Raw genomic sequence first — 21,556 nt, 5'->3', positions numbered from 1 at the left:
CATGTTGCCCAATCACAAACTGTTCGGTGTCTTCCTGCCCATCGCCAATGGCGGCTGGATCATCTCGAAGAACGCGCCCCGGCTGGATGGCCTTTACCAGACCAACCGCGAAGCCGCGATCATTGCAGACCGCATCGGCCTGGATTTCATCATGTCGATGTCAAAGTTCCGGGGCTTCGGCGGCGAAACGAACCATTGGGCCACCTCGATGGAATCAATGACCATGATGGCGGGCCTCGCCGAGGTGACAAAGAATGTGAAGGTGTGGGCCACCATGCACGCCCTGCTTTCCAATCCCGGCGTTGTCGCCAAGATGGTCACCACGCTGGACCATATCTCCAATGGCCGCGCGGGCCTCAACATCGTCGCCGGGGCTTACCGCGAAGAGTTCTCCCAGATGGGCGCCTGGGACGACACCCTCACCCATGGAGACCGTTATCAGCTCACGGAAGAATGGATCACCATCATCAAACGCCTCTGGAGCGAACCCAACGTCACCTTCAAGGGCCGCTTCTTCGACATGGAAGATTGCCAGTCCGATCCCAAGCCGCTGTCAAAGCCGCGCCCGGATCTGATCGCCGCCGGCCAGTCCGATCGCGGGTTTGACTTCTCCACCACTCATGCCGATGCCTGCTTCATCGGCGGGCGCAGCATTGAGGAACGCCGGGGCTTCAGCAAGCGCGCCCGCGAAATCGCCGCCGAGAAGGGCAAGACCATCCGCGTCTGCTCCATGTGCACCGTCATCCATGACGACAGCGACGCCAAGGCCGAAGCGATGCTGCAACGCTTCGAGGATGGCAAGGATCTCGGCGCCATCATGGCCCAGATGAAAAGCTGGGGCCTGGCGCCAGACAGCCTTGCCGCCGCCGCCCGCAAAATGGGCGCCAGCCAGAACCACACGGTCGCCGGCTCTCCGGAAACCTGCCGCGAGAAGATCGAGCACTATATCGAGACCTGCGACCTTGACGGCGTGATGCTGATCTTCCCAGACTACAAGACAGGCCTGGAAATGTTCGGTGGCATCCTGCCGAAACTGCGTCAGCGCTTCCCGGCCACAAGCCACGAACCCGCATAATCAGATAACAGAACAAGGGAGAGGGAAACCCCATGGCTGACGGATTGCTGGACATGGCGCTTGGCGCCGGGATCGACCCGGAAGATGTAAAAGCCATTGCCGATGCCATCGACATCGAAGAACTGACGAAACTCATCCTCGACCTGTCGAACATCTACAGCCCGTCAACCGGCGAAGCGGAAGCCTCGGCCTTTGTCCATGACTGGATGGAGCGCGAGGGCTTCCGCCCGCTCAGCGTGGGCGCCGTGCCGCACCGCCAGAATGTCATCGGCAGCTATGGCGGCAATGGCCCTGGCAAAAACCTTCTGTTCACGGCCCATCTCGATACCGAGAGCGAGCCTGCCGATCCCGTCATTCTCGCCAAGACGCGCCGCCCCGAAAGCGCGAAAAACCGCGAGTGGCGCGAATGCTGGCTCGAAGATGGCAAGTTCTATGGCTATGCCGTCGCCAATGATCGCGGACCGATGTCCTGCATGCTGATGGCCGCCAAGGCGTTGAAAAAAGCCGGGTACGAACTCGCCGGCCGCATGTATCTCACCGCCTGCCCCGGCGAATGCGGCCCCGAACCCATCGAGGAGCATGGCGGCATCGACCGTATGGGCAAGGAAATCGGCGCGCATTACATGTTCCATCACGGCGGCGTCGCGCCTGATTTCGCAATCGCCGCCGAAGGCACCGATTTTGGCGTCACCTGGCTCGGCTGTGGCGGCGCCATGTTCCGCATCCGCCTATATGGCCAGTCGATCTTCCGGCCCCTCCTTAACGCGCCCAAGGCCACTGCCGACCATCCCAGCTCCATCTACAAGCTTGGCCCGGTCATCGAGGCGCTACACGCCTGGTCGCTCGACTACGAAACAAACAACATCTACCGCGCCAAGGGCGGCACCTCCATCCCGAAGGCGACAATCAGCTGCGTCCAGGCCGGTTTCCCCCATAGCGGCGGCACCGAAGTCGCCGCAATCTATGTCAGCTGCGACCTCACCCCGAAACAGAAAGCCGCCCAGGTCCTGCATGAGCTGGAAGCGGTCATGCGATCCCTGCCAAGCATCGAATTCGAGGTCGAACCCGTCAATGTCAGCCATGGTTATGAAGCCGACGACATCGAAGTCGCGCCGCTCATTGCCGGTGTCGATGGCGCCGTCCAGGCTGTCCTCAACCAGCCCGTCGAAATTGCCAAACCGGTCTATTCCAGCATGTGGCGCGACCATAACGTCTTCAATATGCACCGCGTGCCCGCGATTACCTTTGGTCCGGTCCGCTGGCGTCCGTCTCCTGACGATTTCTTCAAATGCACGCTGATGTACGCCCTCACTGCCCTGTCCATCTGCGGCCGTGCCACCGGCGATGTATATCGGCGCGCCGGCAAGACCGTCTATGGTGACAATCCCTTCGATTAGGCCGCCGGGCCAGGCGGCGGATCGTCCAGCCCCAGATACTTCATCAGCATGTCCTGGAACACCTGCTTCATCTCGTCGATATAGCCCGGTTCCCTGGAAACCATTTCGATATAGGCGCCGCGATAGAAGGCTGCCATCACGGCGATCAATACGCCGGGCACCTTCATGCCGGAAAGCTCCGGAAAGAAATCATCATACCCTGTAACGATTTCCTCGATCCGCGTTTTCGAAGACCGTTTGTATAGCGCCAGCAATTCCTTGTCCGACCGCAGCGCCACGATCAGCTCGAAGGTGATGGGAAAAATCTCCTGAAACTCACCCCATAGAATGTCGAGACGGGCGCGAAGATCAAGGTCCGTCTTGCCCTCAAAGGCGCCGTAGACCTTTTCGTACCGCCATTGCACGAAGTGTTGGATCGCGGATGAGGTCAGCTCGATTTTGCTGGCATAGTGATGGGTAATTGCCCCCCTCGAAACCCCCGCCGCATCAGCAATGTCCTGTAGGGAAACTCCGATATACCCCTGCTCTCCTATGCATCTTAGCGTTGCGTCCAAAACCCGCCGCTGCATGCTCTCGCTGCGGTCTTTCTGGGTTCTTCGTTCGCGCCTCTCAGGCATTTGGTCCGCCATCGGATGATCTCCGGATGAGTGTTGGATTTCACTCCAAGTGATCCGGGCAACCAGCTTGGTCACTCAGGGAATCTACGTAATACTATATGCACGAAGAACGAAAGCTCAAACGAAAAGCGACGTCAAATTCCCGCATCCTGTTGCATTAGCAACAGATCCAGTGATTTTGCGTCTTGCCCATGGGGAATTCCCACCATCGGCAGTGTTCTGAACCGGCACACCTCCTCGATGAAAGCGCCGGGTTGCCCTCCGGAAACGAAGGGTTGCGAAACCACCAGTGCGGCGATCTCCAGACCGCGTGCCTGCAGCGCATCAATTGCCGTCAGCGTATGGCTGATGGAGCCAAGATAGGGTGCTGTAACAAGAATAACTTTCAGTTGCAGGTCGGCCATCAGGTCGATTTGCAGCGTCTCATCTGTCAGGGGCGACATCACCCCGCCGGCCCCCTCCACCAGATGCACATCCGCGCCCACAGCCAGCCGGCGCTCTACGAAGCTACGGATTTCATTGTAATTCTGCACTATTCCCGCCTGCCGCATGGCCACGTTCGGCGCCAAGGGCGGCGCCAGCCGGTGCAGGCAGATCTCGGAAACGGATGCGGGCGTCACCACTTGGCCCATTGCCAACAGCAATCGTCCGGCATCGGACTGTTCCAGCGCGTCTTCGGCAAAGCCGCTCATCAAAGGTTTTGTCGCTTGGGTGACAAAACCTCTGCTCCGCCAAACCTCAATGAGCCGCGCACTGATATATGTCTTGCCGATATCGGTGCCGGTGGCTGTTACAAAGTAACCGCGCATGCCTGCTCCATGATGTCTTTTAGCGCCCCGGCAAACGCCCGAATGTCGGCTTCCTCATGCCCCGACGCAAAGGTTACCCTGAGTCGCGCCGTGCCCGCCGGCACGGTCGGCGGGCGTATGGCCGTCACTAGGTACCCCCGCTCCAGCAGAGCACCAGACACCCGCATGGCTTCTGCCTCCGGCCCAATGATGATCGGCACGATCACGCTCGAAGGCACGGGCAGCCCCATAAGCTCGCAGAACAGCGCGGCGTGTCTACGCGCCTTCGCCGTCCGCTCGGGTTCTGCCTGGATGATGTCCAGAGAGGCGATGGCCGCTGCCAGCACCGAAGGCGGCAGACCAGTGGTATACACAAAGCTGCGCGCCCGGCTGGTCAGCAGCTCCATCAGCGCGGCAGGCCCGCAGACATAGCCGCCATACCCGCCCACCGCCTTTGACAGCGTGCCCATCTGGATCTGCGCCGGATTGTCCTGTTTCGTGATGCCCAGCCCATGCGCGTCATCGGTCATCAGCCAGGCGCCGGTGCGCTCTGCCAGCACGCCAAGCTCAGATAAGGGCGCCACATCCCCATCCATCGAAAACACCGTTTCGGTCAGCAGCAGCGCCTGCCCCGGCGCCCCTTCCAGAAGGCGCGCCGCATCGGCCACGTCATTATGCCGGAAGAGGCGCATCTCCGCGCCCGAAAGCCGCGCCCCGCCATGCATGCAGGCATGGGCCAGCTCATCCATGACGATGGTGTCCCCTTTGCCCACCAGCGCCGGAATGGTCCCCAGATTGGCCAGAAAGCCTGATCCGAACACGCGCGCCCCTTCGGTGCCCTTCAGCGCCGCCAGCCGCGCCTCCAGCGCGCTGTTGAGCGGGTGATTCCCGGTAATCAGCCGCGACCCGCCGCTGCCCGCGCCAAATTTCAGCGCCGCATCGGCGGCGGCCTGCATCACGCGCGGATCGTGGGAGAGGGAGAGGTAGTCATTGTCGCAGAAAGAAATCACATGGCTCCCGGCCCGCACGGCCCGTCCGCCCGCTTCGCGCGCTGTTTCCGTGAGGCTCCGGCGTTGTCCGCTGGCCTCCAGCTGGGCCAGCTTCTGCTCCGCATAGGCATTCAGCCGTTCAAAAGATGTCATCGCGCCTACAATCCTCTGGCCGTTCTGCCGCGCCTGTCCTAGGGGATGCACGCGGGCCCTGCCAAGGGGCGAATACCCGCAGCAACGGACCCTTTAGGAGCGCTGAAGATGGCAGACCCGAAAGACTGGTTCACCGAGGGGCTGGAACATATCTGGCTGCCCTACGCCCAGATGCGCACCCTACCCGCCCCGGTTGCAATTTCCCGAACGGAAGGCGCCCGGCTTTACCTCGCCGATGGCCGCGAACTCGTCGATGGCGTCGGCAGCTGGTGGACCAGCGTTCACGGCTATAACCGCGCCGAGCTTCTGAACGCTGCCCGCGCCCAGATGGAAAAGATGCCCCACATCATGCTCGGCGGCCTCGCGCATGAGCCGGCCTACCGTCTTGCCAGCCGCCTTGCCGCCCTCACGCCGGGCGAACTCTCCCGCGTCTTCTTCACCGAATCCGGCTCCGTCGCCGTCGAAGTCGCCATGAAGATCGCCATCCAGTATTTCCGCAACACCGCCGGTGCCTCACGCACCAAATTCGTCTCCTTCCTCGGCGGTTATCATGGCGACACGCTGGCCACGATGTCGGTCTGCGATCCCGATGAAGGCATGCACCACATGTTCCGCGGCGCCCTGCAGGAACAATATGTCGTCGCCCTGCCCGAAACGCGCGACCAGATCCGCGCCCTCGAAACCCTACTCGCCACCGACAAGAAAATCGCCGCCATCCTGATCGAGCCGCTGATCCAGGGTGCAGGCGGCATGCGGATGCACAGCCCCCAGGTGCTAAAAACCCTCCGCCGCCTCTGTGACCAGGCCGGCGTACTGCTGATCTTCGACGAGATTTTCACCGGCTTCGGCCGCACCGGCGAAATGTTCGCGGCAAACCGAGCCGGCGTCACGCCCGACATCATGTGCCTCGGCAAGGCCATCACCGGCGGCATCACCCCGCTCGCCGCCACCATCGCTTCCTCAAAGGTCTATTCGGCTTTCCATACAGACAATCCAGACCACGCCCTGATGCACGGCCCCACCTATACCGGCCACGCCCTCGCCTGCGCGGTCGCCAATGCAGGGCTGGATCTCTTCGCCGATGGCAGCCTCATCAAGCGTGTCAAGAAACTCGAAGCCTCGCTCACCAACCTGCTGGCCCCCGCCAGGGATCTCGACAGCGTCGCCGATGTGCGCATCCTCGGCGCCGTCGCGGCGGTGGAAATGGCAGAGCCCTTCCCGCTGGAAGCGGCCCGTAAATGGTTCATCGATCAAGGCACCTTCATCCGCCCCCTCGGCCGCACAGTCTACCTCTCCCCCGCCTACGCCATCGGCGAAGACGACCTGTCCCGTCTGACAGGCGCCATCCTGAAGTTCGCGAAAACAGGTATATCCGACATTGGATGATCAAGCCCCGGTGGGGTGACCTTCTCTCCGCGCGTTTCCAAAACCCCAAGAAAAACTTCCCGGCACAATCGGCTTCCGCCCCGTGGCCGGGAGAACAGCTTCACCAGAGATCAGCAGCGCCGCCCGGGAGTTCCAGCCCCCCCCTGTGCTGCCCCAAACAAAAAACCCCTCCGTCTCCGGAGGGGTTTTCAGTTCATCTGACAGCCGCATCAGCCTCGGCGCATGAACACTGTCTGCGCCTGGCAGAATTCCAGTAGCCCCTCCTGCCCGCCTTCGACGCCCACGCCCGACTGCTTGTGCCCGCCAAAGGCCGCATGCGGGGAAAGATGCTGGCTCTCATTGATCCAGACCGTGCCGGCCTGAAGCTGCGCGGCCAGCGCCTGCGCCCGGACGAGATCCTTGGTCCAGATCGAGGCACCCAGACCATAAACCGTCGCATTCGCGCGCCCGACCACTTCATCAATGTCGTCAAAGGACATCAACGGCAGCACCGGCCCGAACTGTTCTTCCTGTACGATCCGCGCATTTTCCGGCGGGTTGTCCAGGATTGTCACTGGTACGAAATATCCCGGCGCGGTCGAGGCATTGCCGCCAATCAGGAATTTGTAGCCCTGGTCCTTGGCGTCCTGAATCAGCTCCAGCACCCGCTCATACTGCGCCTTGTTCTGCACCGGCCCAATCTGCGTGCCCTGCTCCGAGCCATCGCCCACCTTCACGGTCTTGGCATGCTCGACAATCGCGGCCTTCAGTGGTTCGTATACGTCCTTGTGGATATACATCCGCTTGGTGGCGATGCAGATCTGCCCGGCATTGCGGAAGGCCGCCCAGAACAGCTCCTGCGCCACCTTTTCGACATCCACATCCGGCATCACGATCGCCGCGTCATTGCCGCCCAGCTCCAGCGTCACCTTCTTCAGGTCTTTCGCCGCGCTGGCCATCACCTTCTTGCCGGTTTCGGTCGATCCGGTGAAGCTCACCTTGTCGATGTCCTTATGCGCCGTCAGCCAGGGGCCAAGGCGGTCTGAGCCGGAGATCACGTTGACCACGCCCGGCGGCAGGATGCCCCGGATCAGCTCGCCGATTTTCAGCGTCGTCAGCGGCGTTGTCGGCGCCGGCTTCACCACCACGGTGTTCCCCGCCAGCAGGGCCGGGGCCAGCTTGAACATCATCAGGATGATCGGAAAGTTCCACGGCACGATCGCTGCCACCACGCCAATCGGTCCATATCGCGTCACCGCCAGCCGCTCCGGCGAATCCTCCGAAACATGTTCGGGAATATCCAGCTTCGTTGTTTCCATCAGCCAGTGTGCGCCGCCCATAACATCGCCCATGGCGTCAGGATGCGGCTTGCCCTGTTCCTGCGTCAGCAGGCGCGCAAGCTCCTCGCCATTCTGCGCAATGATGCCGGCAATTGCCTGCAGCGCCTCGCGGCGTTTCTCGATAGAAGTTCCCTTCCAGGACGGCAGCGCCGCGCGGGCGGCTGCCACCGCTTCGTCAAGCTGCGCTTCGGTGCAGTCAGGGGCCTGGGCGAAGACAGCGCCTGTGGCCGGATTCTCGACGCCAAAGGTCTCGCTGCCCGAAACCGCCTTGCCATTGATCGTCATCGTGAAAGTCTGGGACATCTGGTTCGTTTCCTCGCTCTGGTGTCTTTATTGGCGCACGCTAAGCCAGACAAAATCAAAACCGAAGACCAAATCTATCACGCTCTCCTTGGGGAAGGCCTCCAACGGAAACGGCGCGGGAAGCAAGCTTCCCGCGCCAGGCACCATCACAAAAGCCGGCTATTGAAGCCTGACTCCCCTTACTGTGGCGTGCCGTACTCGTCAGTCGGTTCTTCGGCGGGCACAGCCGGGTCAAGGGTTCCCGTCGTTGTGTCGCCACCGGGAATCCCGGGGGTCGGTTCCGGTTCCATGACTTCCGGGATTTCTCCCGGTTCAGACCCGACGGGCGGCACTGCCTCTGTGTCGGGAACAGTTGTGCCCGGAACGGCAGGTTCAGTCATGTCGGGGTCGGTGGACTCAGTCGTCCGGTCGAAAGCTGGCTCAATCGGGCCAATTGGCTCGGGCTCATTTCCGCAGGCGGCCAGCGCGACGCCGGCAAACAGGGCAACGCTCATACCAAGTGCTGCTTTACGCATTGTTCCGCTCCTTTTACGGCTATATGGCAACAACGCGCGGTGTACTGATCGGTTCCAGCGTTTTGATATCCCAGCTTCCATGAGTTCCTTCGTGGAAGTGCCCATCCTGAAACGTCTGTACGTTCAGCGTCAAAATATCGTCCCGAACCTCCAATATGTTGAAGGCAGGCGGCTGCGTCCGAAGCCGCGTGGACAATGTGCCGGCAGTGATGGCGATGTAGCCGCCCTCCCCTTCCCGGATCAATTCGGCGTGCGGCGTATGCACATGGCCCGTCAACAGTATCTGCACCGGGCTTGCGGCAAGCCGCCGGCTCGCTTCCTCTCCGCGTTTGGTCGCTGTTTGAAGCCCGGCTTTGGCGGGTGAGATAAAGGGATGGTGGCAGACAATCATATGCAGGCCTTCTGCATCCGAATTGGCAATCATTGCATCGAGATCCTCGAGATTTACCCGTCCCTCGGCCCAGTTCATACGCGTCTGCCACCCACGGGATGTATTCAGCCCCCGGATGGAAACGCCGTCAATCTCCAGCGGGCCGGCGCGGCCGCTGAAATACCGGTCATACCGGCCAAAAGCATCCGACGCGCGCGCAGGCAGATTAAGCAGCGGCGTATCGTGGTTTCCCGGTACACACAGGATAGGCGCGCGGAAGCCGGAAAGCCATTCCTGCGCCGCCTCAAATTCTTCCCGCTTGCCGCGCTGGGTCAGATCGCCCGAAACGACAATCGCATTCACATCCAGCTCACGAACCAGATCACCGGCAACGCCCAGGGCTTCTTTGTCTTCACGGCCGAAATGCAGGTCCGCAAAGTGGGCGATCTTCATGCCTCACCTCCAGCCACCAGAACGCAGGCCGCCTTCGGGATGTAAGAAATTGCCAGTACGTCTCCTGGCTCACAGGGCTCGCCATCTATCGTTGCAGGGATCGCCCTTCCCTCCGTGTGTCGCATCCGTATGGCCATCGCGCCTTCGGCATGGAAATGCGCGCTTTCCCGCCACCCGCGCGCCAGGGCGTCCATGGCAGATGCGGCGAGATCCAGATGATTGTCCGGCGCGATGACTGCGATCTCCAGGCCCTCCTGCTCGGCGGGAATAACAGCCACTGCGGTCGCCGGGCATTCTCTCACCATGTCGGGCTGGTCCACTTCAACCTGGATATTGCTTTCAATGTCCAGCGTGGCGCGATCCGTCAGAATGCTGACCGCTTCCAGGATTGCCCCATCCCTTACCGCTTCGCGGGAAGCCCCAATATGCGTCAACTGACCAAACAGCGCCGCAACATAGAAGCGCTGACCACCCACCTCTCCGGCAGATATCCAGCCGGGCTTGGGATTTGCCAGAACGCTGTGAACAATTTTCTTCCAATCAAGCTCGTCATTGTGAAGACGCTTGGGCAGAAGGTTCATTGTGCCGCCCGGCAATACCAGAACGGGCACAGCCCCATTCGCAGATTGGAGCACTGCGCAGATTGTTCCGTCGCCGCCCCACACCGCGATAGCATCAGAACCAGCTGCCACAAGGCCTGCCACCTGATCTTCGAGTCCGGCGCCGATATCCAATGGCAGAATAGGCTCGTGCCCCTCTTCCACAAGGAAAGCCGCGAGCTGCTCGCGGCCATCTTCCGGAACAGAGCCGGATTTTTCATTGACGACAATGCCGAGTTTCATCTGTCAGGTCTCCCGCATACTCAACGCATGGATGACTGGAATGTTCCGGTTCGGGATTAATCGGAAATAATACTTATCGGTTCGGGAACTCACCTCACGGCCGTGCGTTTTGACAACATCTGCAGCTCACAAAGGAATGCAAAATGAAAAAGTCGATGAGTATCCCCCTTCTCGCTCTGGCCACTGTTTTCCTGGTGGCCTGCAATACCGTCAGAGGCGTTGGCGAAGATGTGCAGGCAGGCGGTGAAGCCATCGAGGACACGGCTCGCGGCACGCAGGAAGAGCTTTCTCAATAAGCGGACCAATACCCCCCTCCCATTGATCCGCAAGGCGCGCCTCGAAAGGGGCGCGCCTTTTCAATTACTTGAATGAAATTTTTAATCAGTTGGGGAGCTCGGTAGGAGCCATGTGACTGACGAAAAACGCCAGTTCGATGGTGATCTCGGTTTCCGATCCATTTTCCACAGACACGCTGCCCCCGATCTGACGGGCAAATGCCGAAAGGAAAAGGCTAGTGTCGCGGTCTATCTCGCCCTCGCCTCCCGTCCCATCACGGCCACAGGTGAGCTTCAGCCGGCAATTGCCGTTGTCCCGGTCAAAATGCAGCACAACATCAGCATCATCGTCATCGGGGCATAGAAGCCCAACGGCCTCAAGCACGAACATGCCCAGCGGCACAGCCATATCCGCCGGCAGCGGCCCCGGAGACACATCTGGAATAATACTGCGGCCGCCCTCAACCCAGCCCTTCTGCTCGTCTACCTGATTGCAAATGGCATTGAAGAGATCGAGCGCTTCAACCGTATCCAGATTGCCTTCATTCAACAGGGTGTGATGAACCGCCGCCATCATGGCCACCCTGTGCGCCGCTACCTTGAGGGCCGCCTGCGTTTCCGGTAGCGGCTCTCCCCGCCCCTGCAGTTTCAGCATACTGAGCATCACCTGGAGATTGTTCTTCACCCTGTGATGCACCTCCCGGAAGGCTGCCTTCATCTGGACGAGTGCGCGCTGCATATCCGATTCATGAGTGGTTATGCGGCTGGTGAGATCGTCAAAGGCTTCGGCCACCTGCTGCATTTCCCGCGGCGCGCGGGAAAGCTCAGGCGTAAGCGGCATATAGCGCGCCGAGCTGCGCATATCCTGAATACGGATGCGGATACGCTCCAACCAGCGCAGCACCATGGCATCGGCAATCCAGCTGGCGGCGAGAAGCGCAGCCAGATAGGCAAGGATTGGCACGAGGAAGGCGAGAGTGCCCTCCACGCGCTGCGGGGGCGAGGGCGATGCAACCATCAGCCACAGCCCCTCCGTTCTCAACGGCAGAAGCACGATATCCATGGCCGGCCCCTGATCCGGGGTAAGATGATGTATCCGCCTGTTGAGGCTAGCCCCTTCACTGATCCATTCCATCGGCACACCGGCCATGATGTTCGAGCCGATCACCTCGCCGCCTGGAACGACCAGAGCGATGGTTGCCGAGCTGGATTCGGTTGCTTCAGCCAGCCGCGCAGCAATGTCCACAAGTGACATGCTGAGACCGATGGAGCCCGCAAAATTTCCCTGGGGATCATTCAAACGGCGCAGCATGAAGATGGAGGGATCGCCCAAAACCCTGCTGCGCGGGCCACTGGTCTCGATGGCCTCGACGCCCTTGCGCATCCGGTCGTTCCATTCCAGCTGCGACATGGGCGTTCCGACCACGCCTTCACCAATCTCACTGCAGGTCACGATGCCATCTGCATCAAATCGGACCGTGTTGCGCAGCGGCAGATCCAGAACCGCCATACGATGAGTAATCTCGCTACAGGAAAAGTCGGCGCTTTCTGCGGTGATCATGCGCAGCGCCGTGCGCGTGCGCACGAGTATTGTATCAACCTGCCGGAAACGATCCTGCGCGGTCTGTTGCAGCTCGTGAAACCGAATTCTCTGAGAAAACTGCTGTTCGCTCCAGGCGTTCATCGCGCCCATGATCAACAGGGGGCTGAGGACGACCGCCATGGCGGAAATCACCTGTAGCCGAAGGCTCAGGCGTTTCCGCGTGGCACGTCCTTCCCCACCCGCTTGCGTCATCCGTTGTGCCGGCTCAACACGTCGACCTGATCCATGATGTCGTTAAACGCTGCTTCGCCCGACGTGACGTTGGAGCCGCTGGTGCCGGCCGGCCCCCCGTCTTCCGCGTTAAGCAGTTCGGCGAGGGCCTTCCGCGCGCGGCTCACCCGGCTCTTGATCGTTCCAACGGCACAACCGACGATTTCCGCGGCTTCCTCATACGCCATGCCGCCGGCACCGATCAGGATGATCGCTTCGCGCTGGTCTTGGGGCAGATGCTCGAGCGCATTGCGCAGAGCAACCAGCTCAAGCCCTTTGTCGGGATTGTCAGACGCGATGAGCGTCGCCTCGGCAACACCGGGCTCAAGCCCTGTCGATCGCCAGCTGCGACGCTTCTCCGAGTAGAAGGAGTTACGCAGAATGGTAAACGTCCAGGCTTTGAAACTGGTGTTTTCCGTGTAGCTCTCGCGGGCATTCCAAGCCTTCAGCAGCGCATCCTGCACAAGATCATCAGCTTGAACTGGATCGCCGCAAAGGCTGCGCGCAAAGGCACGCAGATGAGGCGTAACCTCCATGAGGGCTGCCTTGAAGTCCGAAAGGGACAGAGCCTGGGTGGCGGTCATGCTTCACCATCAGGTCGCGATTTTACCCCCGCTTTAGCTTTCGCCTCAGCCTGCTCAAGCAGTTTGAAGAAGTCGTCCGGAACGGACTCCCCCACCACGCCATCGTACATCTCACGGAGACGCTCCCCGATAGCGCGATTGCCAAGGCGGCGCTGGCCGCGCCGCCCCTCGGGGTCTTTATTATTCACTTTTCCGGACTCACTCATCTTCAAGCCTTAAATTCCATTCCCTCGCCGACCGATAAACCAAAAAGGGCGAAGTGGTCATATTCGTGCCATAAACGCCTCGACCATGGATAGGTTCCATGGCACACTGTACTTGGTGAATTAATTCTTCAGCACGTGAAACCAATCTGCATCCCATGCGTTGTAACGCTCAGATAGCATAGAGGTTCCATTATGAGTCTGATCGCCCAATACGGCCCCCATCTCCCTTTTCTCCGCCGCTACGCGCGAGCCCTTACAGGGTCTCAGGAGAGTGGTGACGCGTATATCCGGGCCTGCCTGGAAGCCCTGAGCGAAGACCCCGGCATGATGGAGGAGGCTTCCTCTCCTCGCGTGACGCTGTATCGCTTTTTCCACGCGATCTGGTCAACTACCGGCGCCCGGCTGGAAACGGTGGGCAAGGCGGGCGGCTCCACGCCGGAAGCGCGCCTGCGCAAGCTGGCTCCGATCCAACGGCAGGCCTTCCTCCTGACCACTCTGGAAGGTTTCAGCCGACCAGAAGCCTGCGAAATTCTCAACAAGAGCTCAGACGAACTGGACCAGTTGATCGATGCAGCCCATCAGGAGATCGAGCAGCAACTGTCGACCTCGGTTCTGATTATTGAGGACGAGCCAATCATCGCAGCTGACCTTGCCAACCTGGTCGAAGATCTGGGACATACTTTTGCTGGCAATGCCGCCACTCGTAAACAAGCCGTGGATCTCGCCCGCCGCGCGAAGCCTGGCCTCATCCTCTGTGATGTTCAGTTGGCGGATAATTCTTCAGGCATCGATGCCGTGCAGGATATTCTGACTGATTTCGACCTGCCAGTTATCTTCATTACAGCCTTCCCGGAGCGGCTTCTGACTGGCGAACGGCCTGAGCCCACCTACCTTATCACCAAGCCGTTCCAAGATGATACAGTGAAGGCGGCCATCAGCCAGGCCCTCTTTTTCCACGCCCAGCCTGAACCGCAAAACTGACGGCGGACCCGGAACTAATCGCTTTCTCCTTCGTTGATCCTGTGAGGACACTGAAAGGAGAAAGCGATGGCTACCCCCCAAACTTCAAGCCGCCGTTCGCGCAGCCGCGCCAACGGTCATGACAAAAAAGCAGTGGCTGCGGCCGCAGCCGCCCGTAATGATCTTCATGCTGCCCAGGAGGCTGCAGAGACATTCGTATCCGCCGTCAAATCGTCGGCTAATCATTTCACGGAGCATCTTGGTCGCGCCGTTGGTGAAAAGGTTGTCAAGGCACAGCACGGCGCAGAATCTGTTGCCGAGAAGGCAGTTGATGCCCGCCACCGGCTGGAAGACACGATCCGTGAACGCCCGCTGATGGCCGTTGGGGCCGCAGCTGGCGCAGGCATCCTTCTGGCGCTGCTGTCTCGCCGCTAAACATGGCTGCCAGTCTCAAACATCGCGCTATTATGATGGCCGGCGGGTCCGTTATCGGGCTCGCCGGTGCTGGCGCACTCACTTGGGCCGGCGTTGTTGCCTTGGCGCCTTATATGGGGCTGGCATCGGCCGGCGCCGTTGTTGGCGGGCTTCTCATTCTTGGGGCGGCCTTTGCCATGTGGAAAGCAACACGCCCGGCCATTCCCATGGAAGAAGAGTTTGCAGGCGTAACCGCCGCAGCCGTCAACACTGCGGCATACATCCGCGATGATACACTCGACACCTTGACGGGTATGTCCATTAATGTGGTCGGGAATATGGTTGAGAAACGCCCCCTTCTCACATTGCTCGGTGTAGGCGTTGCGGCCTACGCTGTGGCGCGCGCCCCGAATACGAGCGCTGGAATAGTGGATCGTATGCTGTCCCGTCTGGTCTGACGGGACACATCTGGGGGCACAAAATGACACTTCCGCAAGCGGGCATCTTTGCTATTCTTTCCATGACTGCCCTGCTCTTCATCTGGGGCAGATGGCGACATGACTTGGTCGCCCTCGGCGCGCTCATTGCGTGTATACTCGCCGGGCTCGTGCAGCCCGGCGATGCCTTTTCCGGCTTCGGAAATCCTGCGGTCATCACAGTTGCATCCGTCCTTATTCTGAGTTTCGCGCTGCAGACGACAGGCGTTGTCGATACATTAACCGCGCGCGTCTTGCCTTCCAGTTCCGGCAGCACAGTCTCAATTATCGCCCTCTCGGCGCTCGCCGCCGGGCTTTCTGCCTTCATGAACAATGTCGGCGCCTTGGCGCTGCTGATGCCTATCGCCATCAAGACTGCCGGACGCCTGGGCGTCGCGCCCGGTCGCGTCCTGATGCCGGTCTCCTTCGCCTCTATTCTTGGCGGCATGACCACCCTTACCGGCACACCGCCGAACCTGATCGTTGCCGGTTTCAGTGGTGAGGCCGGTAGCACGGGGTTCACGATGTTTGATTTTGCGCCGGTTGGTCTTGCTGTTACAGCGGGCGGCCTTCTGCTGATTGCGATCGGCTGGCGGCTCGTTCCGGCGCGAGAGCGCGCCGATCTCACCAGCTTTGAAACCGCGCCTTATATAATCGAGGCGCGCATCAAGCAGGATTCTTCCATCATCGGCCAGTCCCTGCGTGACATCGAATATCAGCTCGACACCACCGATGCTCAGATCGTGGGCCTCCTGCGGGACGACCGCCGCATATCAGCGCCCAGCCCCTACCGTGAGGTGCGCAGCGGCGATGTGCTGGTGATCGAAGCCGACCCCAAGGCCATCGGCGACGCTCTCTCCAAGCTTGGCCTGAGCCTAGACACCATCGAGAAGGCCGAAGAAGAAAAGCGAGAAGAGAAGGAGAACGCAGAAAATTCGGGTAAGGAGGAGAAAGAGACCCAGCAGGAAAGCCGCCTCCAATCGGGCGATGTGATCCTGATGGAGCTTGCCGTTCGCCCGAACGCGCTGCTGCTCGGGCTTACCATCAAGCTCATCGAACTGCGGCGGGAGTTTGGCGTGAACCTTATTGCGCTTTCGCGGGACGGCAAGGAGTCGATGGCGCGCCTGAACTCTACGCCCATCCGCTCTGGCGACGTATTGCTGGTTCAGGGAAACCCCGACGCGATCCTTGAATTTGCAAACCGTTATGGCTGCGTGCCTCTTGCCGAACGTCCGCTGAAGATCCCGAACACACGCAAGGCATTCCTTGCCGCCGCCATTATGGTGCTAGCCGTTGCCGGCGCAGCCTTCGGGCTCCTGCCTGCGGCAATCACCTTCGCGGCCGGTGTCCTGGCTGTTGCCGTTTTCAAGGTCGTGCCCCTACGCAAGCTATACGAACCGATCGATTGGCCGGTGATCGTTCTGCTTGGCGCGCTCATTCCTGTCGCAGGTGCCATGTCGACCACGGGCGCAGCCGACCTTCTGGCCCAGGGCCTCATTACCGCATCAGGCGGCGCCAACCCGGTCTACACGATGATCATTCTACTGATCGTTACAATGACGCTCTCGGATTTCATGAATAATGCCGCAACTGCAGCTGTGATGTGCCCGATCGCCTTGGGCGCCGCTGCCCAGCTAGGGGTTAATCCGGACACTTATCTCATGGCGGTGGCGGTGGGGGCATCCTGCGCCTTCCTCACGCCCATCGGCCACCAGAACAATGCCCTCATTCTTGGGCCAGGCGGCTTCCGCTTTGGCGATTACTGGCGCCTTGGTCTGCCGATGGAAATCGTGGTGATCTGCGCCGCTACGCCCATGTTGCTATGGGTATGGCCTCTCTAATGACTGTGCCATGATGAAGAAAGCTGCGGAACCTCGGAAGCTCAAGCGCGTTCCCTTTTCACAGACCGAAAGAGTGGTCATTTGACAAAGGAGACTTCCATGCTTGGTTGGGCACTGACATTCTTTATCCTCGCAATCATCGCAGCCCTGCTTGGCTTCGGTGGCATCGCTGGCGCCGCTGCGAGCATCGCGCAAATTCTGTTCTTCGTCTTCCTGGCGCTTCTGGTGGTGACCTTTGTCGCCCGCGCGCTCCGGGGCCGGAGTATCACCTGACACATCCCTGTGTGTAAACATCCCTGCACCTCAAAGGGCGCCCTTCGGGCGCCCTTTTTTTTTAAAGAAAGCGGTCCCCGCCTTACGATGTTGGAAGCCACACGGAATATTTCGAACTTCCCCGGGAACTGAATCAATCTGGGCACGTTTCTTAGGTGTACAAAGCAAACAATTCGATCATCGAATGGAGAGCGCCATGACTAACAAGAATACTGTTAAAGGCGTTGGCAATCAGGTTGCCGGCAATGCCAAGGAAGCTGCAGGTAAAGTCTCAGGCAACAAAAAGCTCGAAGCCGAAGGCCGCCTTCAGGAACTGAAAGGCGATGCACAACGCGCCGCTGGCAAAGTTGAGGACAAGGTCAAGAAATCGGCGGACCAGAACCGGAAATAATCCGGCAAGTCCGCTTCAGGATACGGAGGAACTACAGGCGCCGCGTCAGCGTCCCCCCACCCCCCACGTGAGGCGCCTGTTCCGCCACCCAACCAAGGTTGGGTGGCGGTTTCCGTTTTGCCGCTGATGCGCGCGAAAATCCGCGATGCGGCAGCGCCTTCAATCAGCGCCCTCGTCCCCCAGCTGGTGCACCAGCGAGAAATCAACCCGCAGGCCGTCTTGGTTCATCACACGTGAAACCTGCCCACCTGCCGAACTGACAATTCGCTGAATGACCGTCAGGCCTGTACTCGTCGATGAAGATGCTTCGGAGGCAACGTCTGGCACATTTTCCAGCGGTTCGATCCAGGAAAGGTGCAGCCAACCATCCTCGATGCGGCCCTCACAATGGATCTCACCCCCGTTGCGCAAGGCGCCATACTTCAGCGAGTTTGTCGTCAGTTCTCCGATCACCACAGCAATCACACGCATCTGCGCTTCATCGACCAGGCAATCGGGCATGCCGCAGACATCAATTGTTTCTTCCGAAACGCCAGCGGCATCCACAAGGTCAGCCACCAGAGACCGCAGCGGGAAATCGCTCGACGCCTCCACCAGCTTTCCCTGCGCCACAGCCAACGATGAGAAGCGAGCCACCAGTTCCTCGGCAAAGCGCTGATGCTCCGGGGTTTGCCGCGCGCTGATCTTGGCAATGGCGCTGGCCACGGCAAAAGCGTTCTTCAACCGGTGACGCATTTCCAGAGCGATGGTGTCATACATCTTCCGGTTGGTAACTGCATCGGTCACGTCCTTGGAAACGACGAGCACACCTGTCACCTCCCCGTCACCATCCCGGATCGGCGAGACGCGTACGTCCCACCATTTTGGCCGGCCGCGGGCCGTCGGGCAAAAGCCGCGAAAGTCGGTTGTCTCTCCAATGGCCCCCTTCGCGGTGGCCTCCTGCACGACAGGATGAGAATCCTCCGGCCAGAGATCCCACCAACGCCGGCCGACCACATCCATCTCCGCATTCAACTGGCGCGCCACCAACCCTGCCGGGTTCATGTAGCGGATGCGGCCGTCGGTATCGAGGACCTTGATGCAATCGCGGCTACTCTGAAGCAGAGCAGCGAGAACGGGATCGGAAAGACTCCCTGAAAGATCGTCCAGAGAGACGGCCCGCAAAGCGCCATCTGGTGCCGGGCTGCGATGCATTGCACCATACTCCTCGCTCGGTCCCACGGCAGAATTGCCCACTTGCACTTCCCCCACACCAGAAAGAAGCGGAAATGTCTGCTTTGCGCAAGCCCTGGTTGCTAGTTCCGGCACAATTGGGGCAGCTTGGTTAACAGCGTGCAAACCAGGTGGCGCAACCATGCCCCCTGCGTGATTCTGGGGCAACCGTCCTTGGAACCGATCGAAAATGCTCTCTATGCGGATTTTGATGACACAGCCCCTGTTATCCCGGATTCAACCCATGATGAGCTTCGTGAATCGACCGGCTCAGGAGACAAAAAGACACAAAAACTTTTACGCAGATGCCTGGCAACCGGATTTCAAATCAGCAATATTTTTTGCAGAGGCCCCTCTTTGTCGTCTGGGAGACAGAAAGGGCACTCCCCTACTCCCGCATGACGCGGAGAACTTCCAACTCGTGATCGCGCCCATCCGCGCCGCGCCACGTCATGGTATCCCCCGCCCGCAGACCGATCAGCATCGCGCCCACCTGCGTGAGCACAGAAATCCGCCTAGCCGCTATATTCGCCTCATTGGGATAAACCAGCGAGAAATCGTCATAGAGAGCGCCATCATAATGGAAGCGCACCCGGTCATGCATCCGCACCACATCAAGCGGCACGTCTTCCACAGGAGCAATCAGCGCCCGCGTGAGTTCTTCGATCAGGGTATCAGCAGCAGGCTCGCGGCCCTGAACAGCATGGGCAAGGTCTGACAGGCGTTCGAGTTCTTCATCCGTCACATAGACGGGCGGGCGTTTGAATTTGGACATGTGTATTCCAGATGCATGAAAGCGCCACCGCCGGCACGGGCGGAGCGGGTTGATGATTTTAAAGGTGAAGGCCAGTCTCTCCCCTGATTGCGCCCAGGTTACAGGCAAAATCAGGGGTTAGCGGCGTGCGGCAGCACGCGCAGCGGAAATGAAAAGGAGAGCCGTATTCAGCGTCATGGCTGCCAACATGGCCACGCGGGCGGCCTAGTCAAGCCGTTCAGTCAGTGAGGCGGCCGTCCCACGCCCCCTTGCGGGCGCCCGGGCCGGGATGGGGCACCACATCTCGCGGGCTGACCGCTTCGCCGCATTCGGAGCAAGTCAGCACGCTGTGGAAGTCGTGCCCGCAGGTCTTGTGCCGGTGCAGCAGCGGCGGCCCCTTCTTTCCGGCATAATATGCATCCCCCCAATGCACGAGGCTGATAATCACCGGATAGAGCCCCAGCCCCTTCTCCGTCAGCCGGTATTCGTAGCGCAGCGGTGTCTGGCTGTAGGCAACCTTCTCCAGAACGCCATGATCGACGAGATGCTTCAGCCGCTCGGTGAGCACGCGCCGGGCAATGCCCAGATTCTCCTGGAACTCATCGAACCGCCGTACACGGAGAAAAGTTTCCCTCAGCACCAGTAACGTCCAGCGGTCACCTACCACCGCCATCGCGCGCGCCAGCGAACAATTCTCCCGATCAAGATCCTGCCACTTCATACCACCACTTTAAGCATTGACTTGGTCTTAATTCAAGACTTACCTATCCGTTAACAGAGGGAGGCAGTGATGCCAGACCAGAAAATACCCGAGCGGAACGCCACCTGCGCCATCATCGGCGCCGGAGACTTCATAGGGTCTGCCATCGCGCGCAAATTTGCGGCTGAGGGCTACACCGTCTTCGCGGGCCGGCGCACGGCAGATAAACTGGAAAAGCTGAAGACAGAGATCGAGGCGGCCGGCGGTCAATGTATCGCCCGCGGCCTGGATGCTCGGAAAGAGGAAGATATTACCGCCTTCCTTCAGGAGGCAGATGCCCACGCGCCGCTGGAAGTTGTCATCTCCAATCCCGGCGCCAATGTCTATTTTCCCCTGCTCGAAACAAGTGAGCGTGTTTTCTTCAAGGTGTGGGAGATGGCCTGCAAGGCCGGCTTCCTGACGGGACGCGAAGCCGCCAGGCTGATGCTGGCGCGCGGCAAGGGCTCCATCTTCTTCACAGGCGCCACCGCAAGCCTGCGTGGCGGTATGGGTTATGCCGCATTCGCCAGCGCCAAGGGCGGCCTGCGCCTGATGGCCCAGGCCATGGCCCGCGAACTCGGCCCGCAGAACATCCACGTCGCCCACCTCATCATTGACGCAGGGGTAGATACCAATTTCGTCAGAGAGCGGATAAAATCATCCCGTGGCGAGGATGCCATCAGCAACCTTGCACCCGACACCCTGATGGATCCCGCCTCCATCGCGGATGCCTACTGGTATCTGCACCAGCAGAAACGAGACGCATGGACCTTCGAAATGGACCTGCGCCCCTACAAGGAGACCTGGTAATGAAGACCGTTGAGTTTCAGTTCGATTTCGGCAGCGCCAATGCCTATCTCGCCCACAAGGTCGTGCCGCAGATCGAGGCTCGCACCGGCGCCCGCTTCGATTATGTGCCCGTTCTGCTCGGCGGCGTCTTCAAGCTGACAAACAATCAGTCTCCCATGCAGGCCTACGCCAACATCCCCAACAAGCTCGCCTATGAACGGCTGGAGATGGACCGCTTCATCCAGCGCCACAATATCCCATTCGTGATGAACCCGTTCTTCCCGGTCAACACGCTGCTGATGATGCGCATGGCAACCGCTGCCGCAATTGATGGCGGCCTGATGGAGCTGGTTAATGCGACCTTCCCGCTGATGTGGGAGCAAGGTCTGAACATGGGTGACCCCGATGTCGTGGCAACACATCTCTCTGCCGCTGGCATAGATGCTCCTCGCCTGATGGCCCGCGCCCAGGAGGATGACGTGAAGCAGCGCCTGATGGCCACGACGGAGAACGCCGTCAAACGCGGCGCCTTCGGCAGCCCAACCTTCTTTGTAGGCGGCGATATTTATTTCGGGAAAAACACCCTGCCGGAGGTGGAAACGCGCTTCTCGGCCTGAGTCGC

At 60.1% G+C, this 21,556-nt stretch carries 25 protein-coding genes and 1 pseudogene; 12 read left to right on the top strand and 14 right to left on the bottom strand.

Annotation, left to right across the window (positions count from 1 at the left end; all coding sequences use genetic code 11):
* The first annotated feature begins 1 nt into the window (after position 1).
* Together HPO_RS08050 and HPO_RS08045 are read left to right on the top strand one after the other, a co-directional pair.
* On the top strand, positions 2–1,075 hold the full coding sequence (locus tag HPO_RS08050; protein WP_035596826.1) for an LLM class flavin-dependent oxidoreductase: 1,074 nt from the start codon (positions 2–4) through the stop codon (positions 1,073–1,075).
* 32 nt (positions 1,076–1,107) lie between these two features.
* Positions 1,108–2,472 (top strand): M20 family metallopeptidase, encoded by a 1,365-nt coding sequence (locus tag HPO_RS08045; RefSeq protein WP_035596823.1) that lies wholly within the window; start codon positions 1,108–1,110, stop codon positions 2,470–2,472.
* Here the strand turns inward: HPO_RS08045 and HPO_RS19690 are convergent.
* From HPO_RS19690 to HPO_RS08030, 4 genes and pseudogenes are all read right to left on the bottom strand, one after another.
* A complete protein-coding gene (locus tag HPO_RS19690; RefSeq protein WP_241767882.1) occupies positions 2,469–2,876 on the bottom strand; it encodes a hypothetical protein in 408 nt (135 codons plus the stop codon). The genes HPO_RS08045 and HPO_RS19690 overlap by 4 nt on opposite strands.
* Before the next feature lie 36 nt (positions 2,877–2,912).
* Positions 2,913–3,041 (bottom strand): annotated as a pseudogene (locus HPO_RS21210) (helix-turn-helix domain-containing protein); the annotation flags it as partial.
* Positions 3,042–3,223: 182 nt separating this feature from the next.
* Entirely contained in the window at positions 3,224–3,898 is a 675-nt protein-coding gene (gene bioD, locus HPO_RS08035) for a dethiobiotin synthase (protein WP_035596821.1), read from the bottom strand.
* Positions 3,880–5,019, bottom strand: a complete 1,140-nt coding sequence (locus tag HPO_RS08030) for an aminotransferase class I/II-fold pyridoxal phosphate-dependent enzyme (RefSeq protein ID WP_035596819.1) — start codon at positions 5,017–5,019, stop codon at positions 3,880–3,882. The genes bioD and HPO_RS08030 overlap by 19 nt, the downstream gene beginning before the upstream one ends.
* A 108-nt stretch (positions 5,020–5,127) precedes the next feature.
* On the opposite strand from HPO_RS08030, the gene HPO_RS08025 reads away from it, so the two are divergent.
* The gene (locus HPO_RS08025; RefSeq protein ID WP_035596817.1) at positions 5,128–6,405 is read left to right on the top strand and encodes an adenosylmethionine--8-amino-7-oxononanoate transaminase; all 1,278 of its coding nucleotides are present in this window, start codon (positions 5,128–5,130) and stop codon (positions 6,403–6,405) included.
* 209 nt (positions 6,406–6,614) lie between these two features.
* Here the strand turns inward: HPO_RS08025 and HPO_RS08020 are convergent, their stop codons facing one another.
* The 4 genes from HPO_RS08020 to HPO_RS08005 all read right to left on the bottom strand — a co-directional run bounded on the left by HPO_RS08020 (position 6,615) and on the right by HPO_RS08005 (position 10,207).
* Entirely contained in the window at positions 6,615–8,027 is a 1,413-nt protein-coding gene (locus tag HPO_RS08020) for an aldehyde dehydrogenase family protein (RefSeq protein ID WP_035596815.1), read from the bottom strand.
* 179 nt (positions 8,028–8,206) lie between these two features.
* The gene (locus HPO_RS08015; RefSeq protein ID WP_157532734.1) at positions 8,207–8,542 is read right to left on the bottom strand and encodes a hypothetical protein; all 336 of its coding nucleotides are present in this window, start codon (positions 8,540–8,542) and stop codon (positions 8,207–8,209) included.
* A gap of 19 nt (positions 8,543–8,561) precedes the next feature.
* The gene (locus HPO_RS08010; protein ID WP_051612435.1) at positions 8,562–9,365 is read right to left on the bottom strand and encodes a metallophosphoesterase family protein; all 804 of its coding nucleotides are present in this window, start codon (positions 9,363–9,365) and stop codon (positions 8,562–8,564) included.
* Positions 9,362–10,207, bottom strand: a complete 846-nt coding sequence (locus tag HPO_RS08005; protein ID WP_035596809.1) for a diacylglycerol/lipid kinase family protein — start codon at positions 10,205–10,207, stop codon at positions 9,362–9,364. The genes HPO_RS08010 and HPO_RS08005 overlap by 4 nt, the downstream gene beginning before the upstream one ends.
* Before the next feature lie 155 nt (positions 10,208–10,362).
* Here HPO_RS08005 and HPO_RS19685 point away from each other — a divergent pair, with 155 nt between their 5' ends.
* Positions 10,363–10,503: an entericidin A/B family lipoprotein gene (locus HPO_RS19685; RefSeq protein ID WP_051612434.1), complete on the top strand. Its 141-nt coding sequence runs from the start codon at positions 10,363–10,365 to the stop codon at positions 10,501–10,503.
* Positions 10,504–10,588: 85 nt separating this feature from the next.
* Here the strand turns inward: HPO_RS19685 and HPO_RS08000 are convergent, their stop codons facing one another.
* The 3 genes from HPO_RS08000 to HPO_RS07990 form a co-directional block, all read right to left on the bottom strand.
* A complete protein-coding gene (locus tag HPO_RS08000; RefSeq protein ID WP_035596806.1) occupies positions 10,589–12,205 on the bottom strand; it encodes a sensor histidine kinase in 1,617 nt (538 codons plus the stop codon).
* A 68-nt stretch (positions 12,206–12,273) separates the two neighbouring features.
* A complete protein-coding gene (locus HPO_RS07995; protein ID WP_035596803.1) occupies positions 12,274–12,879 on the bottom strand; it encodes a sigma-70 family RNA polymerase sigma factor in 606 nt (201 codons plus the stop codon).
* Positions 12,876–13,067 carry a NepR family anti-sigma factor gene (locus HPO_RS07990; protein ID WP_206742140.1) on the bottom strand — a complete coding sequence of 64 codons (192 nt, stop codon included), beginning with the start codon at positions 13,065–13,067 and terminating at the stop codon, positions 12,876–12,878. The genes HPO_RS07995 and HPO_RS07990 overlap by 4 nt, the downstream gene beginning before the upstream one ends.
* A gap of 210 nt (positions 13,068–13,277) precedes the next feature.
* Between HPO_RS07990 and HPO_RS07985 the strand changes: the two genes are divergently transcribed.
* The 6 genes from HPO_RS07985 to HPO_RS07960 all read left to right on the top strand — a co-directional run bounded on the left by HPO_RS07985 (position 13,278) and on the right by HPO_RS07960 (position 17,440).
* A complete protein-coding gene (locus HPO_RS07985) occupies positions 13,278–14,066 on the top strand; it encodes a response regulator (RefSeq protein WP_035596798.1) in 789 nt (262 codons plus the stop codon).
* 66 nt (positions 14,067–14,132) lie between these two features.
* On the top strand, positions 14,133–14,480 hold the full coding sequence (locus HPO_RS07980; RefSeq protein ID WP_035596796.1) for a hypothetical protein: 348 nt from the start codon (positions 14,133–14,135) through the stop codon (positions 14,478–14,480).
* Positions 14,481–14,482: 2 nt separating this feature from the next.
* Positions 14,483–14,917 carry a hypothetical protein gene (locus HPO_RS07975; RefSeq protein WP_035596795.1) on the top strand — a complete coding sequence of 145 codons (435 nt, stop codon included), beginning with the start codon at positions 14,483–14,485 and terminating at the stop codon, positions 14,915–14,917.
* A gap of 23 nt (positions 14,918–14,940) precedes the next feature.
* Entirely contained in the window at positions 14,941–16,776 is a 1,836-nt protein-coding gene (locus HPO_RS07970) for an SLC13 family permease (protein ID WP_035596792.1), read from the top strand.
* Positions 16,777–16,875: 99 nt separating this feature from the next.
* The gene (locus tag HPO_RS20245) at positions 16,876–17,049 is read left to right on the top strand and encodes a DUF1328 domain-containing protein (protein ID WP_035596789.1); all 174 of its coding nucleotides are present in this window, start codon (positions 16,876–16,878) and stop codon (positions 17,047–17,049) included.
* A 196-nt stretch (positions 17,050–17,245) separates the two neighbouring features.
* Positions 17,246–17,440, top strand: coding sequence for a CsbD family protein (locus HPO_RS07960; protein ID WP_035596786.1), 195 nt, complete (start codon positions 17,246–17,248; stop codon positions 17,438–17,440).
* A gap of 159 nt (positions 17,441–17,599) precedes the next feature.
* Here the strand turns inward: HPO_RS07960 and HPO_RS07955 are convergent, their stop codons facing one another.
* The 3 genes from HPO_RS07955 to HPO_RS07945 all read right to left on the bottom strand — a co-directional run bounded on the left by HPO_RS07955 (position 17,600) and on the right by HPO_RS07945 (position 20,127).
* The gene (locus HPO_RS07955) at positions 17,600–18,634 is read right to left on the bottom strand and encodes a PAS domain-containing protein (protein ID WP_035596783.1); all 1,035 of its coding nucleotides are present in this window, start codon (positions 18,632–18,634) and stop codon (positions 17,600–17,602) included.
* Positions 18,635–19,040: 406 nt separating this feature from the next.
* Positions 19,041–19,427, bottom strand: a complete 387-nt coding sequence (rnk, locus tag HPO_RS07950; RefSeq protein ID WP_035596779.1) for a nucleoside diphosphate kinase regulator — start codon at positions 19,425–19,427, stop codon at positions 19,041–19,043.
* Between the two features lie 217 nt (positions 19,428–19,644).
* Positions 19,645–20,127: a winged helix-turn-helix transcriptional regulator gene (locus tag HPO_RS07945; RefSeq protein WP_035596776.1), complete on the bottom strand. Its 483-nt coding sequence runs from the start codon at positions 20,125–20,127 to the stop codon at positions 19,645–19,647.
* An 84-nt stretch (positions 20,128–20,211) separates the two neighbouring features.
* On the opposite strand from HPO_RS07945, the gene HPO_RS07940 reads away from it, so the two are divergent.
* Positions 20,212–20,955 carry an SDR family NAD(P)-dependent oxidoreductase gene (locus HPO_RS07940; RefSeq protein WP_035597075.1) on the top strand — a complete coding sequence of 248 codons (744 nt, stop codon included), beginning with the start codon at positions 20,212–20,214 and terminating at the stop codon, positions 20,953–20,955.
* Complete coding sequence (locus HPO_RS07935; RefSeq protein ID WP_035596772.1) at positions 20,955–21,551, top strand: 2-hydroxychromene-2-carboxylate isomerase; 597 nt, start codon at positions 20,955–20,957, stop codon at positions 21,549–21,551. The genes HPO_RS07940 and HPO_RS07935 overlap by 1 nt, the downstream gene beginning before the upstream one ends.
* Positions 21,552–21,556 lie beyond the last annotated feature (5 nt).

The organism is Hyphomonas polymorpha PS728, from assembly GCF_000685315.1.
Taxonomy (GTDB): Bacteria; Pseudomonadota; Alphaproteobacteria; order Caulobacterales; family Hyphomonadaceae; genus Hyphomonas; species Hyphomonas polymorpha.
The sequence above is the reverse complement of the archived record's forward strand: the minus strand, read 5'-3'. Positions and strand labels throughout refer to the sequence as shown.

Coding starts and splice junctions, on each gene's coding strand:
- HPO_RS08050 (WP_035596826.1), top strand. CDS start 2: ATGTTGCCCAATCACAAACTGTTCGGTGTCTTCCTGCCCATCGCCAAT.
- HPO_RS08045 (WP_035596823.1), top strand. CDS start 1,108: ATGGCTGACGGATTGCTGGACATGGCGCTTGGCGCCGGGATCGACCCG.
- bioD (WP_035596821.1), bottom strand. CDS start 3,898: ATGCGCGGTTACTTTGTAACAGCCACCGGCACCGATATCGGCAAGACA.
- HPO_RS08030 (WP_035596819.1), bottom strand. CDS start 5,019: ATGACATCTTTTGAACGGCTGAATGCCTATGCGGAGCAGAAGCTGGCC.
- HPO_RS08025 (WP_035596817.1), top strand. CDS start 5,128: ATGGCAGACCCGAAAGACTGGTTCACCGAGGGGCTGGAACATATCTGG.
- HPO_RS08020 (WP_035596815.1), bottom strand. CDS start 8,027: ATGTCCCAGACTTTCACGATGACGATCAATGGCAAGGCGGTTTCGGGC.
- HPO_RS08015 (WP_157532734.1), bottom strand. CDS start 8,542: ATGCGTAAAGCAGCACTTGGTATGAGCGTTGCCCTGTTTGCCGGCGTC.
- HPO_RS08010 (WP_051612435.1), bottom strand. CDS start 9,365: ATGAAGATCGCCCACTTTGCGGACCTGCATTTCGGCCGTGAAGACAAA.
- HPO_RS08005 (WP_035596809.1), bottom strand. CDS start 10,207: ATGAAACTCGGCATTGTCGTCAATGAAAAATCCGGCTCTGTTCCGGAA.
- HPO_RS19685 (WP_051612434.1), top strand. CDS start 10,363: ATGAGTATCCCCCTTCTCGCTCTGGCCACTGTTTTCCTGGTGGCCTGC.
- HPO_RS08000 (WP_035596806.1), bottom strand. CDS start 12,205: ATGGCGGTCGTCCTCAGCCCCCTGTTGATCATGGGCGCGATGAACGCC.
- HPO_RS07995 (WP_035596803.1), bottom strand. CDS start 12,879: ATGACCGCCACCCAGGCTCTGTCCCTTTCGGACTTCAAGGCAGCCCTC.
- HPO_RS07985 (WP_035596798.1), top strand. CDS start 13,278: ATGAGTCTGATCGCCCAATACGGCCCCCATCTCCCTTTTCTCCGCCGC.
- HPO_RS07980 (WP_035596796.1), top strand. CDS start 14,133: ATGGCTACCCCCCAAACTTCAAGCCGCCGTTCGCGCAGCCGCGCCAAC.
- HPO_RS07975 (WP_035596795.1), top strand. CDS start 14,483: ATGGCTGCCAGTCTCAAACATCGCGCTATTATGATGGCCGGCGGGTCC.
- HPO_RS07970 (WP_035596792.1), top strand. CDS start 14,941: ATGACACTTCCGCAAGCGGGCATCTTTGCTATTCTTTCCATGACTGCC.
- HPO_RS20245 (WP_035596789.1), top strand. CDS start 16,876: ATGCTTGGTTGGGCACTGACATTCTTTATCCTCGCAATCATCGCAGCC.
- HPO_RS07960 (WP_035596786.1), top strand. CDS start 17,246: ATGACTAACAAGAATACTGTTAAAGGCGTTGGCAATCAGGTTGCCGGC.
- HPO_RS07955 (WP_035596783.1), bottom strand. CDS start 18,634: ATGCATCGCAGCCCGGCACCAGATGGCGCTTTGCGGGCCGTCTCTCTG.
- rnk (WP_035596779.1), bottom strand. CDS start 19,427: ATGTCCAAATTCAAACGCCCGCCCGTCTATGTGACGGATGAAGAACTC.
- HPO_RS07945 (WP_035596776.1), bottom strand. CDS start 20,127: ATGAAGTGGCAGGATCTTGATCGGGAGAATTGTTCGCTGGCGCGCGCG.
- HPO_RS07935 (WP_035596772.1), top strand. CDS start 20,955: ATGAAGACCGTTGAGTTTCAGTTCGATTTCGGCAGCGCCAATGCCTAT.